This window comes from Gibbsiella greigii (assembly GCF_039540155.1).
Taxonomy (GTDB): domain Bacteria; phylum Pseudomonadota; class Gammaproteobacteria; order Enterobacterales; family Enterobacteriaceae; genus Gibbsiella; species Gibbsiella quercinecans.
Map to the genome: position 1 here is coordinate 112,806 of NZ_BAABEM010000049.1, position 12,711 is coordinate 125,516.

A 12,711-nucleotide genomic window follows, 5' to 3' on the forward strand; every position below is an offset into this window, starting at 1 on the left:
GGCCCCCTCCACTGGAGGGGGGCCTGGCAGGGGGTATACGCCGTTTAGGGTAAACCTTAGCGTTCCTGCAAACCGAGTTTTTTCTCCAGATAGTGGATGTTGGTGCCACCGTGCTGGAAGTTCTCGTCGTTCATGATTTTCTGTTGCAGTTCAACGTTGGTTTTGATGCCGTCGATGATCAGCTCCGCCAGCGCGTTTTTCATCCTGGCGATCGCCACGTCACGGTTTTCACCGTAGGTGATCAGCTTGCCGATCATGGAATCATAGTACGGCGGCACGGTATAACCGGCGTAGATATGGGATTCCCAACGCACGCCGAAGCCACCTGGCGCATGGAAGCGGGTGATCTTGCCCGGGCTTGGCAGGAAGGTGTTCGGATCTTCGGCGTTGATACGGCATTCCACCGCATGGCCGTGAACCTTGACTTCTTCCTGTTTGATCGACAGCGGCTGACCGGCCGCAACGCGCAGTTGCTCTTTGATCAGATCCACGCCGGTGATCATTTCGGTCACCGGGTGTTCCACCTGTATACGGGTGTTCATTTCGATGAAATAGAACTCGCCGTTTTCATACAGGAACTCAAAGGTGCCGGCGCCGCGATAGCCGATTTCCACGCAGGCTTTCGCACAACGTTCACCGATAAATTTACGCTGTTCGCTGGTAATGCCCGGCGCCGGCGCTTCTTCGACCACTTTCTGGTGGCGGCGCTGCATGGAGCAGTCGCGTTCTGCCAGATAGATGGCGCTGCCCTGGCCGTCCGCCAACACCTGAATTTCGATGTGGCGCGGGTTTTCCAGGTATTTTTCCATGTACACCATGTCGTTATTGAAAGCCGCTTTGGCTTCCGCACGGGTCATGTTGATGGACTGTTCCAGCTCTTTGTCGCTGCGCACCACGCGCATGCCACGGCCGCCACCGCCGCCGGACGCCTTGATAATCACCGGGTAACCAATGCGTTTGGCAAAGGCGCGGTTTTTATCCATGTCGTCGGTCAGTGGGCCGTCTGAACCCGGCACGCACGGCACGCCGGCTTTTTTCATCGCGGTGATGGCGGAAACCTTATCGCCCATCAGGCGGATGGTTTCGGCTTTCGGGCCGATGAAAATAAAGCCGGAGCGCTCAACCTGCTCGGCGAAGTCGGCGTTTTCGGACAGGAAGCCGTAACCGGGGTGGATCGCCACCGCACCGGTGATTTCCGCCGCCGAGATAATCGCCGGGATGTTCAGATAGCTTTTGGTTGACGGCGCCGGGCCGATGCACACGGTCTCGTCAGCCAACAGGACGTGTTTCAGATCGCGGTCTGCGCTGGAGTGGACGGCAACGGTCTTGATGCCCAGCTCTTTACAGGCGCGCAGAATACGCAGCGCAATCTCGCCACGGTTGGCGATAACAATTTTATCAAGCATGGTTCGCCTCGTTATTCGATGACGACCAGTGGCTCGTCATATTCAACTGGTTGGCCGTTTTCGACCAGGATGGCTTTTACCACGCCGGATTTGTCAGCTTCGATCTGGTTCATCATTTTCATTGCTTCAACGATGCACAGCGTATCGCCGGCGTTCACTTTCTGGCCCACTTCAACGAAGGCTTTCGCATCCGGGCTTGGCGTGCGGTAGAAAGTCCCGACCATAGGGGAACGGACCATGTGGCCACTCACGGCCGCCGGTGCGGCAGGCGCTTCTTCGGCAGGCGCGGAAGCAACGGCGCTGGCCAGAGCGGGCTGCTGCTGAACAGGCATGCTGTACACCTGTTGTGCAGGGTAAGCCTGGGCAGGGGCGGCGCGGCTGATGCGAACTGACTCTTCGCCCTCAGAAATTTCCAGTTCAGAAATACCTGATTCTTCAACCAGTTCGATCAGTTTCTTGATTTTACGAATATCCATGAGTGTGATTCCGTACTCTTTTTGTGTAGCAATTAGTTGGATTTTGACAAGCGGCTGGCCGCTGCCAGTAAAGCGAATGAATAGCCCTGCGCACCGAGCCCGCAAATCACGCCTACTGCAATATCAGACAGGTAGGAGTGATGGCGGAAAGGTTCGCGGGCATGCACATTCGACAGATGGATCTCGATAAACGGGATCGCAACTGCCAGCAGCGCATCGCGCAGCGCCACGCTGGTGTGCGTGAACGCGGCAGGGTTGATCAAAATAAAATCCGTATTGCCGCGCGCCTGATGGATGCGCTCGATCAACACATGTTCGGCGTTGGACTGCAAATGGCTCAGGGTGATACCCAGCGCAACCGCCTGGTTCTCAAGGCCGTTGACAATTTCGGCCAGCGTGGTGCTGCCGTACTTATCCGGCTCACGCGTCCCCAACAGATTCAGATTAGGGCCGTTCAGAAGCAAAATGTGAAACTTATCCGCCATTGTGCTGGTATCTCCGGCAATAAAACCATCATCGTAGAAAATAGCCCGATGTCACCGATTTGTCACCTATTGACGGGAAAATTTGCGCCGTGCACAGGGACAAAGTGAGGCATTATAGCGATATCGTAGCAATTCGCAGCTAAATACTGGTCTTATCAGCGAAGATATTCAACCCCCTTGGATACAAGAGGATTGAGAACTATTGGATTATGAGGGATAGAACACAGAAAAGTTCCCATGGCAAAACGGGAATTTTTACCGTCAACAAAGCAGGCCCATAAAGGGTTTACCGTAGCCAGCCTGTGAATTTGCGGTAACGCAGCAGGAGTAACCCCAGCGCGAACAGGGCGTAAATCACCGGTTGCGGCGAGAGGATTTTCACCGACCATAAATAGTGAACCGGCGCCAGGATCGCGGCAAGATAGACGAAGTTATGCAGTTTCTGCCAACGCGGTCCCAGTCTGCGTATGGCCCACTGTGTCGAAGTGGCGGCCAGCGCCAGCAGGATTAACCAACCGATCATACCCAGCGTCAGGTAAGGCCGGCGCACCAGTTCACTGCCGAGCATGGCGACATTGCTCAGCCCCAATTCAAGAGCCGCATAACACGCCAGGTGCAGCGTGGCCCAGGCAAAACACCACAGGCCGACCAGCCGGCGGCAGCGCATCAGCAGCGGCTGGCGGCTATAGCGCGCCAGCGGGGCGATCAACAAGGCCGCCAGTAGCAGTTTCAACGCCATTCGGCCGGTAAAATGCTGGATATCCTTGGCCGGATCGGCGCTGAAGCCGCCCTGATTCACCGCCAGCAGCAGCCAGAAAAACGGCAGCAACGCCGCCAGGTGAATGGCGGCCTTAATCCATTTGATGTGGGTTGGGGTTAAACGCACGTTAGAAATTCTCCCGCAGATCCATACCGCGATACAGCGCCGCCACCTGGTCGGCATAGCCGTTGAACAGCAGCGTCGGCTGGCGTTTGACGTCCAGAATGCCGCCGGCGCCGATAAAACGCTCGGTGGCCTGCGACCAGCGGGGATGATCAACGTGTGGGTTCACGTTGGCGTAAAAGCCGTATTCATTCGGTGCAGACAAGTTCCAGGTGCTGGGCGGCCGATCGCGCGTCAGGCTGATGCGTACGATCGATTTTATGCCTTTAAAGCCGTATTTCCACGGTGTTACCAGGCGCAGCGGGGCGCCGTTTTGCGGCGGCAGCGTTTTGCCGTAGACGCCTACGGCCAATAACGCCAGCGGATGCATCGCTTCATCCAGGCGCAGCCCTTCAACGTAGGGATATGGCAAGCCGCCGCCGATAAAGCGGTCTTTCTGCCCCGGCATTTGCTGCGGATCGTACAGCGTCTGGAAGGCCACATAGCGGGCATGGCCGTTCGGTTCGGCCAGTTGCAGCAGTTTGCCCAGTTCAAAACCGATCCACGGCACCACCATCGACCAGGCTTCCACGCAGCGCATACGGTAAATGCGCTGTTCCAGCGGGAAACGGGCGATTAGCCCGTCAATGTCCAGCGTCATCGGTTTGCCGACTTCACCGTCGATCTTTACCTGCCAGCCGGCGGTTTTCAGTTCGCCGGCGTTGGCCGCTGGATCGGCCTTGTCCAGGCCAAATTCGTAGAAATTGTTGTAGCCGGTCACCTTGTCTTCCGGCGTTAACGCCAACTGGGCCTGCCATTCGGGCGGTTGGCTGAACGCCAGCGCTTTGCCGGGCGGCGCTTTTGGCCGATCGTGGCCTTTGAACCACGATCGCCAATCCGCCCGCGCACTGTTGGGCAACGCCAGCGCCGCGGCGGAAATGCCGAGCGCCTTGAGCACCTTGCGCCGTTGTTGGAACACGCTTTCCGGTGTGACATCCTTTTCCGTCAAGATACGCGGTTTGTTCATGGAATTTCCTCCTGATATCCCATAAGCATGGTGTGAAAACCGGGCTTCTGCGAGCCGCCTGGCGAAAAATTCCGCCTGACGTTCGGGGTAAACAGGGGAGAGTGCAGGGCGCATAGGTTCTGCGCCCTGCTGGGAGGGGCAATCTAGCGGATGTTAACCAGCGTGCGGCCGGTGACCTTATTGGCCAGCAGATCGGCCGCGGTGGCAGGCACTTGGTCAAGTGAGATTTCCCGGGTGGCCTGCTGGTAGAAACTTTCCGGCAGGATACCGGCCAGGCGCTCCCAGGCGGTCTGGCGGCGGTGCAGCGGCGTATGCACGGAATCCACACCCTGCAGGCGCACATTACGCAGGATGAACGGCATCACCGTGGTGGGCAGTTGATAACCGCCGGCCAAGCCACAGGCGGCAACGGTGCCGTTATAGTTCATCTGCGCCAGCACGCAGGCCAGGAGCTTATCGCCGACGGTATCAATTGCCCCGGCCCACAGCTGTTTTTCCAGCGGGCGTGGGGCTTCAATGTAGCCGCTGCGTGCCAGCACTTCTTTGGCGCCGAGGGCTTTCAGGTAATCGGTATTGCTGTCGCGGCCGCTGATGGCGGTAACGTGGTAGCCCAGCGCGGCCAGAATGGCGATCGCCGTGCTGCCCACGCCGCCGCTGGCGCCGGTGACCAGCACATCGCCGCTGTCGGGGTGGACGCCGCCTTCTTCCAGCGCCATCACGCACAGCATCGCGGTGAAGCCGGCGGTGCCGATAATCATCGCCTTGCGTTCATCCAGCCCCTGCGGCAGCGGCACCAGCCATTCGCCCGAAACCCGCGCCTGCTCCGCCAGGCCGCCCCAGTGGTTTTCCCCCACGCCCCAGCCGGTGAGCACGACACTCTGGCCTTCTTTAAAGCGCGGATCCTTACTGCTATGAACCGTACCGGCAAAATCAATGCCCGGCACCATCGGGAAGTGGCGAACGATTTTGCCCTTGCCGGTGATGGCCAGTGCGTCTTTATAGTTTAAGCTGGACCAATTAACGTCGACCGTTACATCGCCTTCCGGTAGTTGATCGCTGCTGATATCCCGAATGTGCGCCAGCGTTTGATCGTTTTGTTGCTCTAATAATAGTGCACGCATGTCACGCTTCCTCTTGGTGTGCGTTCCTGAATGAATGACCGAATTTGATTTATCGACTATATGCATCTAGCTAACGGATACTCTGATTAAGAACAAAGAAAGGCACATGCGCAAAGTCTAAAAAATAGGCTATTGTCAGCTCATCAGGGTATCTATCCAAAATAATTCGAGTTGCAGGCAGGCGGCAACGCAGCGAAACCCCAGGAGCTTACTGGCGTAAGTGACTGGGGTGAGCCAGGAAAGCCAACACACCTGCAACTTGAAGTATGAAGGATATAAGCGTTATGTGCCTTAACGGCTGCATACTTCATAAACCATAGTGGATAGGGCACAGGGATGCGATTTACCACCAAACTTTCGGCATTGATCACCTTGCTGGTTGCGCTGGCGATGTTGCTGATGCTGATTGGCTGTTCATACAGCTTTTTTTACGTTACCCAGGATCGGCTGGCGCGGCGTTTCGACGCGCTGGTGACGGCGCTCGATCAGAAAATGCTGCTTGAGCCGCCGAACGAACAGGCGTACTGGCTGCCGTTGGTGATGCGGCCGCTGGGCGTAGTGGCGATCAGCATCGACACCGCCAAAGGCAACCTGTTGTCGTATCATCTGCCGGCGTTCGATGACGCCCCGCTGCCGCTCAGCGGCTATCGGCAGGCCGCCCTGGCGCTGATGCATTACCCCGGCGCCACCCTGCATATCTCCTACCTCGATCCCTACGACAGCGATGTTCGCAATTTACAATCCACCACCGCAGTGACGTTGGCGATTATCACCATGATTATTATCCTGCTGTTCAGCCTGCGCTGGCTAGGGGCGCAGGCCGAAGGGGAAGACCGCCTGGAGCGGCGCGCGCGCCGCATCCTCAACGGCGAGCGGGAAACGGTGATGCGTGGGCAGGAGGGGGAATGGCCGTCCAGCGTCAGTGGGGCGCTCGATCGCCTGCTGGCGGATTTGATGGAATCACGTGAAGAGCGCAGCCGCGTCGATACCCTGATCCGCGCCTTTGCCGCCAGAGATGCCATGACCGGCCTGAATAATCGGTTGTTTTTCGATAACCAATTGGCGACCCAGTTGGAGGTAGACAATGCCTACGGCGTGGTGATGATGATCCGGCTGCCGGATTTTGAAACGCTGCGGGAAACCTACGGTAACACCCAGGTTCAGGAATTGATCTATTCGGTGGTCAATCTGTTGTCGACGTTTGTGCTGCGTTATCCGGCGGCGCTGTTGGCGCGCTATTTTCACAGCGATTTCACCGTGCTGTTGCCCCACTGCACATTAAAAGACGCCGGCGGCATTGCCGCTCAGTTGGTGCATGCCACCGATGCGTTGCCGGCCACAGAGATTATTGATCGCCAGGCGTTTATGCATATCGGTATCGTCGCCTACGGCAGCGGCCAGGCGGCCGAACAGGTGATTGATCGTGCCGAACAGGCGGCGCGTAACGCCACGTTACGCGGCGGCAACGGTTGGTTTGTCTACGACAGTCAGGTGCCGGAAAAAGGCCGCGGCAGCGTTAAGTGGCGCACCTTATTGGCCCAGGCGCTGGCGCAGCAGAGCGCCCGGTTTTACCAGCAGCCGGCGATCACGCTGGCAGGCAAGGTGGATCACCGCGAAATCGTCAGCCGGATCCATGATGGCGATCAGGCGCTGTTACCCGCCGAATATATGCCAATGGTGCAGCAGTTTGGGCTAACGGAAAGTTACGATCGCCAATTTCTCAGCCGCATTATGGCGCTGTTGAGCCGCTGGCCGGATGAAACGCTGGCGTTTCCGCTGTGCGTGGACTCTTTGTTGCGCAAGCCGTTTCAGCTCTGGCTGCGTGATACGCTGCTGCAATGCGAAAAAAGTCGTCGGCGGCGAATAATGATTGAACTTGCTGAGGCAGATCTCTGTCTACACATAGATCGCCTGCGCCCGGTGCTGCGTTTGCTCGCCGGGCTAGGCTGCCGGCTGGCGGTATCCCAGGCGGGTTTAACCGTCGTGAGCACGTCTTATATCAAGTCGTTGCCGGTCGAATTGGTCAAGCTGCACCCGGGGTTGGTGCGTAATATTGATAAACGCGATGAAAATCAGCTATTTGTTCAGAGCCTGACCGGGGCCTGCGAAGGAACGCGGGCGCGGGTGTTTGCCACCGGCGTACGTACGCGCCGTGAGTGGGAAACGCTAAAAGAAAAAGGGGTGCTCGGCGGCCAAGGCGATTTTTTCTCGCCGCTGGCGCGGGCCGACGGCAAGGATAAAAAATATTCGCGTCGCTTTCATGTTTAATCTGAATTTTGGGCAGGTTTTAACGTAGAATAGCCTGTCCTTTCCTGGTGAAAGTTGGTGGGCGCTTACCACCCGAGACAATCAGGGAAAATGTTAGATTTTATGAGCTGTGTTACGCCGTTTTATGCGCTGGCAAGGGAGCAAATTGGACCATCCTTCAAGGATATCAGGCCTTCTTCCACATCCGTGCAGGCGAGCAAAAATAATACAGACTATTTTTCACCGAAGCAGAACGTTTTTGCGCCTTGTCGCTGCTTCGTGTGGTTGGTAAAGTAGGCGGATTTTATTTTCCGCCCCCAGCTTGCAGGATTATCCTTTAGTATGTTTAAGAAATTTCGTGGCATGTTTTCCAATGACTTGTCCATCGACTTGGGTACGGCCAATACCCTGATTTACGTGAAAGGGCAAGGCATTGTACTGAATGAACCCTCGGTGGTTGCCATTCGCCAGGATCGTGCCGGCTCGCCGAAAAGCGTCGCGGCCGTGGGTCATGATGCTAAACAAATGCTGGGGCGTACGCCTGGCAATATCGCAGCCATTCGCCCGATGAAAGACGGCGTCATCGCCGATTTCTTCGTGACGGAAAAAATGCTGCAGCATTTTATCAAACAGGTTCACAGCAACAGCTTCATGCGGCCAAGCCCGCGGGTGCTGGTGTGTGTGCCGGTCGGCGCCACCCAGGTTGAGCGCCGTGCTATCCGCGAGTCTGCCCAAGGGGCCGGCGCGCGCGAAGTCTTCCTGATTGAAGAACCGATGGCGGCCGCCATCGGCGCCGGCCTGCCGGTTTCCGAAGCCACCGGTTCGATGGTGGTGGATATCGGCGGCGGCACGACCGAAGTCGCTGTCATCTCGCTCAACGGCGTGGTCTATTCTTCCTCCGTGCGCATTGGCGGCGATCGCTTTGATGAAGCTATCATTAACTATGTGCGCCGCAACTACGGCTCGTTGATCGGTGAAGCCACCGCCGAGCGTATCAAACATGAAATCGGCTCTGCCTACCCGGGTGATGAGGTGCGCGAAATCGAAGTGCGCGGCCGTAACCTGGCGGAAGGCGTGCCACGTGGTTTCACGCTCAACTCCAATGAAATCCTGGAAGCACTGCAGGAACCGTTGACCGGCATCGTCAGCGCGGTAATGGTGGCGTTGGAACAGTGCCCGCCAGAGCTGGCTTCCGACATCTCTGAACGGGGCATGGTCCTGACCGGCGGCGGCGCGTTGCTGCGTAACCTGGATCGCCTGCTGATGGAAGAGACCGGCATTCCAGTGGTGGTAGCGGAAGATCCGCTTACCTGTGTCGCACGCGGCGGCGGCAAGGCGTTGGAAATGATCGACATGCATGGCGGTGATTTGTTCAGCGAAGAATAATCAGCTCCAGGAAGGAGGAATCGTATTGGGTGAATGCATTGCGCGGGCATCTTGTACGGTTCCTCCTTCTGTTGTCGAGGAACTCGCATAATTTATGAAGCCGATCTTTAGCAGGGGCCCGTCCCTGCAACTACGACTTTTTCTGGCGGTGATCGCCGCTATTGGGCTTATCGTCGCCGACAGCCGGCTTGGTACGTTCGCCAAAGTGCGCACCTACATGGATACCGCCGTCAGCCCCTTCTACTTTTTGGCCAATGGGCCGCGTAAGGTGCTGGATGGCGTTTCTGAAACGCTGGCTACCCGCCAACAGTTAGAGCTGGAAAACCGTGCTCTGCGGCAGGAACTGCTGCTAAAGAACAGCGATCTGCTTCTTCTTGGCCAATTCAAACAGGAAAACGCCCGTTTGCGTGAGCTGCTGGGTTCGCCGCTGCGCCAGGATGAACACAAGATGGTCACCCAGGTGATCTCGACCGGTTCCGATCCTTACAGCGATCAGGTGGTGATTGATAAAGGCGCCGATAACGGCGTGTATGAAGGCCAGCCGGTGATCAGCGATAAAGGCGTAGTGGGCCAGGTGGTGGCGGTGGCGAAAATGACCAGCCGCGTGCTGCTGATCTGCGATGCTTCCCATCTGCTGCCGATCCAGGTGCTGCGCAACGATATTCGCGTCATCGCGGCGGGCAACGGCTGCGCTGACGATCTGCAACTGGAACACCTGCCTGGCAATATCGACATCCGGGAAGGCGACGTGCTGGTGACTTCCGGGCTGGGCGGGCGTTTCCCCGAAGGGTACCCGGTTGGGGTGGTCTCTTCGGTCAAAGTGGATAACCAACGCGCCTATACGGTGATTCAGGCGCGCCCGACCGCCGGGCTGCAACGCCTGCGCTATCTGCTGCTGCTGTGGGGGGCGGATCGCAATGGCGATATGCCGATGTCGCCAAGCGAAGTGCATCGGGTGGCGAACGAGCGCCTGATGCAGATGATGCCGCAGGTGCTGTCGCCGGCCACCATGGGGCCACCGCCGCCTGCACCGGCGCCAGGGGCGGTTTCATCGCCGCCGCCCGAGGTGGTTCAATGAATAGCTACCGCAGCAATGGGCGCTGGATTATCTGGCTGTCGTTTCTGGTGGCGCTGGTGCTGCAAATCATGCCGTGGCCGGAACAGATTTATATGTTCCGGCCTTCTTGGCTGGCCCTGATCCTGATCTACTGGGTGATGGCGCTGCCGCACCGGGTGAACGTCGGCACCGGCTTTGTGTTGGGGCTGATAATGGATCTGATCCTCGGTTCGACGCTGGGCGTGCGTGCGTTGGCGCTTGGCATCATTGCCTATCTGGTGGCCTTCAAATACCAACTGTTTCGTAATATGGCGCTGTGGCAGCAGGCGCTGATCGTGGTGCTGTTGTCGCTGGCGATGGACGTTGTTGTCTTTTGGGCTGAGTTTTTAGTGATCAACGTCTCTTTCCGCCCAGAGGTATTCTGGAGTAGTGTGGTAAACGGTGTTTTGTGGCCGTGGCTGTTCCTGCTGATGCGTAAGATTCGCCGCCAGTTCGCTGTACAATGAGGGCATTAATGACATCGCTTTATCTGGCTTCCGGCTCCCCACGCCGGCGTGAATTGCTAACCCTGCTGGGGGTTCCGTTTGAAATCTTGCTGACCCATACCGCGGAGCAGCGTGTGGCGGGCGAAGCGGCCGAAGCCTATGTGCGGCGGCTGGCGCAGGAGAAGGCGCAGGCCGGGGTGGCGCTTGCAGCGCAAGATTGGCCGGTGCTGGGGGCGGATACCATCGTGGTGCAAAATAACCAGGTGTTGGAGAAACCGCGCGACGCGGCGCATGCCGCCGAGATGCTGGCTGCGCTTTCGGGCTGCCAGCATCAGGTGATGACCGCCGTGGCGATTGCCGATCGGCAGCATCTGCTGTGCCAACTGGTGGTGACGGACGTGACGTTCCGCGCCCTGTCGCAGCAGGATATTGCCGATTATATTGCCACCGGCGAGCCGATGGATAAAGCGGGTGCCTATGGGATTCAGGGAAAGGGTGGTTGTTTCGTCAAAACGATAACCGGGAGTTATCATGCGGTGGTGGGGTTGCCGCTGGTCGAAACACATGAGCTGCTCAGTAATTTTGTCGCATTACGAAGTGTAAGAACCGGTTGATGAGCATGTGCGGCCGGTTCCGGGGAGAAGACAATGACAGCTGAGCTACTGGTTAATATCACACCGGCGGAAACGCGGGTTGCCTATATAGACGGCGGCATCCTGCAAGAGATCCATATTGAGCGTGAATCCAAGCGCGGCATAGTCGGCAACATTTATAAAGGGCGCGTCAGCCGCGTGCTGCCCGGCATGCAGGCGGCGTTTGTGGATATCGGCCTGGAAAAGGCCGCCTTCCTGCACGCCTCCGATATCATGCCGCATACCGAATGCGTGGCCGGCGAAGAACGCAAGAATTTCCACGTGCGCGATATCGCCGAGCTGGTGCGCCAGGGGCAGGATCTGGTGGTGCAGGTGGTGAAAGATCCACTGGGCACCAAGGGCGCGCGCCTGACCACCGATATCACTCTGCCGTCGCGCTACCTGGTGTTCATGCCGGGTGCGGCGCACGTTGGGGTATCGCAACGCATTGAAAGCGAAGCCGAACGCGAACGCCTGAAAAGCATCGTGGCGGACTACTGCGATGAGCTGGGCGGGTTTATTATCCGCACCGCCGCTGAAGGCATCGGCGAGGAAGAGCTGGCGCAGGACGCCGCGTTTCTCAAACGCCTCTGGACCAAAGTGGTCGAGCGCCGTAAACGCAACCAGACCCGCTGCATGCTGTACGGCGAGCTGGCGCTGGCGCACCGAATCCTGCGCGATTTCGCCGGTGCGGCGCTCGATCGCATCCGGATCGACTCGCGCCTGACGTTCGAGCTGCTGGTGGAGTTCACCGCCGAATACATCCCGGATATTACCCGCAAGCTGGAGCTGTATACCGGCACGCAGCCAATCTTCGATCTGTTCGATGTGGAAAACGAGATCCAGCGGGCGCTGGAGCGCAAGGTTGAGCTGAAATCCGGTGGCTATCTGATCATCGATCAGACCGAGGCGATGACCACCATCGACATCAACACCGGCGCCTTTGTCGGCCACCGCAATCTGGATGAGACCATTTTCAACACCAATATCGAGGCGACCCAGGCGATCGCCCGCCAGTTGCGGCTGCGCAACCTGGGCGGGATCATCATCATTGATTTCATTGATATGAGCAATGAAGACCATCGCCGCCGCGTGCTGCACTCCCTGGAGCAGGCGCTGAGTAAAGATCGGGTAAAAACCACAATCAACGGCTTCTCTCAGCTAGGATTAGTGGAAATGACGCGGAAACGGACGCGTGAAAGCATTGAACATGTGCTGTGCCACGAATGTCCTACCTGCAACGGCCGCGGTACGGTGAAAACGGTCGAAACCGTCTGCTATGAAATTCTGCGTGAGATTGTGCGGGTGCACCATGCTTACGATTCCGATCGCTTCCTGGTGTATGCATCGGCGGCGGTCGGGGAAGCGCTGAAGAGCGAAGAGTCGCACGCGCTGGCAGAGGTGGAGATTTTCGTCGGCAAACAGGTAAAAGTACAAATCGAACCGTTGTACAGCCAGGAGCAGTTTGACGTTGTGATGATGTAAACCCGTCCATCACCCTCCTGTGGCGCCTTGCGCCCGGGCCGA

The 12,711-nt window shown here is 57.8% G+C and carries 12 protein-coding genes; 6 read left to right on the top strand and 6 right to left on the bottom strand.

Going from position 1 to position 12,711, the window contains the following annotated elements; genetic code table 11:
- Nucleotides 1–56: 56 nt before the first annotated feature.
- From accC to acuI, 6 genes are all read right to left on the bottom strand, one after another.
- Nucleotides 57–1,406, bottom strand: coding sequence for an acetyl-CoA carboxylase biotin carboxylase subunit (gene accC / locus AC559G_RS21550; RefSeq protein WP_279029637.1), 1,350 nt, complete (start codon nt 1,404–1,406; stop codon nt 57–59).
- Nucleotides 1,407–1,417: 11 nt separating this feature from the next.
- A complete protein-coding gene (accB, locus tag AC559G_RS21555; RefSeq protein ID WP_438597683.1) occupies nt 1,418–1,882 on the bottom strand; it encodes an acetyl-CoA carboxylase biotin carboxyl carrier protein in 465 nt (154 codons plus the stop codon).
- A gap of 32 nt (nt 1,883–1,914) precedes the next feature.
- The gene (aroQ, locus tag AC559G_RS21560; RefSeq protein ID WP_498914592.1) at nt 1,915–2,367 is read right to left on the bottom strand and encodes a type II 3-dehydroquinate dehydratase; all 453 of its coding nucleotides are present in this window, start codon (nt 2,365–2,367) and stop codon (nt 1,915–1,917) included.
- 286 nt (nt 2,368–2,653) lie between these two features.
- Nucleotides 2,654–3,253 carry a protein-methionine-sulfoxide reductase heme-binding subunit MsrQ gene (msrQ, locus tag AC559G_RS21565; protein WP_498914594.1) on the bottom strand — a complete coding sequence of 200 codons (600 nt, stop codon included), beginning with the start codon at nt 3,251–3,253 and terminating at the stop codon, nt 2,654–2,656.
- Nucleotide 3,254: 1 nt separating this feature from the next.
- Nucleotides 3,255–4,256 (bottom strand): protein-methionine-sulfoxide reductase catalytic subunit MsrP, encoded by a 1,002-nt coding sequence (gene msrP / locus AC559G_RS21570; RefSeq protein ID WP_438597686.1) that lies wholly within the window; start codon nt 4,254–4,256, stop codon nt 3,255–3,257.
- A gap of 143 nt (nt 4,257–4,399) precedes the next feature.
- Nucleotides 4,400–5,377 (bottom strand): MDR family oxidoreductase, encoded by a 978-nt coding sequence (gene acuI / locus AC559G_RS21575; RefSeq protein WP_498914597.1) that lies wholly within the window; start codon nt 5,375–5,377, stop codon nt 4,400–4,402.
- 336 nt (nt 5,378–5,713) lie between these two features.
- Between acuI and csrD the strand changes: the two genes are divergently transcribed.
- The 6 genes from csrD (at nt 5,714) to rng (ending at nt 12,669) form a co-directional block, all read left to right on the top strand.
- Complete coding sequence (csrD, locus tag AC559G_RS21580; RefSeq protein ID WP_498914599.1) at nt 5,714–7,645, top strand: RNase E specificity factor CsrD; 1,932 nt, start codon at nt 5,714–5,716, stop codon at nt 7,643–7,645.
- A 321-nt stretch (nt 7,646–7,966) separates the two neighbouring features.
- Nucleotides 7,967–9,010 carry a rod shape-determining protein MreB gene (gene mreB, locus AC559G_RS21585; protein WP_003855260.1) on the top strand — a complete coding sequence of 348 codons (1,044 nt, stop codon included), beginning with the start codon at nt 7,967–7,969 and terminating at the stop codon, nt 9,008–9,010.
- Nucleotides 9,011–9,104: 94 nt separating this feature from the next.
- The gene (gene mreC / locus AC559G_RS21590) at nt 9,105–10,088 is read left to right on the top strand and encodes a rod shape-determining protein MreC (protein WP_095846938.1); all 984 of its coding nucleotides are present in this window, start codon (nt 9,105–9,107) and stop codon (nt 10,086–10,088) included.
- A complete protein-coding gene (gene mreD, locus AC559G_RS21595) occupies nt 10,085–10,573 on the top strand; it encodes a rod shape-determining protein MreD (RefSeq protein WP_095846939.1) in 489 nt (162 codons plus the stop codon). Before mreC ends, mreD begins: the two co-directional genes overlap by 4 nt.
- A gap of 8 nt (nt 10,574–10,581) precedes the next feature.
- Nucleotides 10,582–11,166: a Maf family protein gene (locus AC559G_RS21600; RefSeq protein WP_438597713.1), complete on the top strand. Its 585-nt coding sequence runs from the start codon at nt 10,582–10,584 to the stop codon at nt 11,164–11,166.
- A gap of 33 nt (nt 11,167–11,199) precedes the next feature.
- Complete coding sequence (rng, locus tag AC559G_RS21605; RefSeq protein WP_438597712.1) at nt 11,200–12,669, top strand: ribonuclease G; 1,470 nt, start codon at nt 11,200–11,202, stop codon at nt 12,667–12,669.
- The last annotated feature ends 42 nt before the right edge of the window (nt 12,670–12,711 follow it).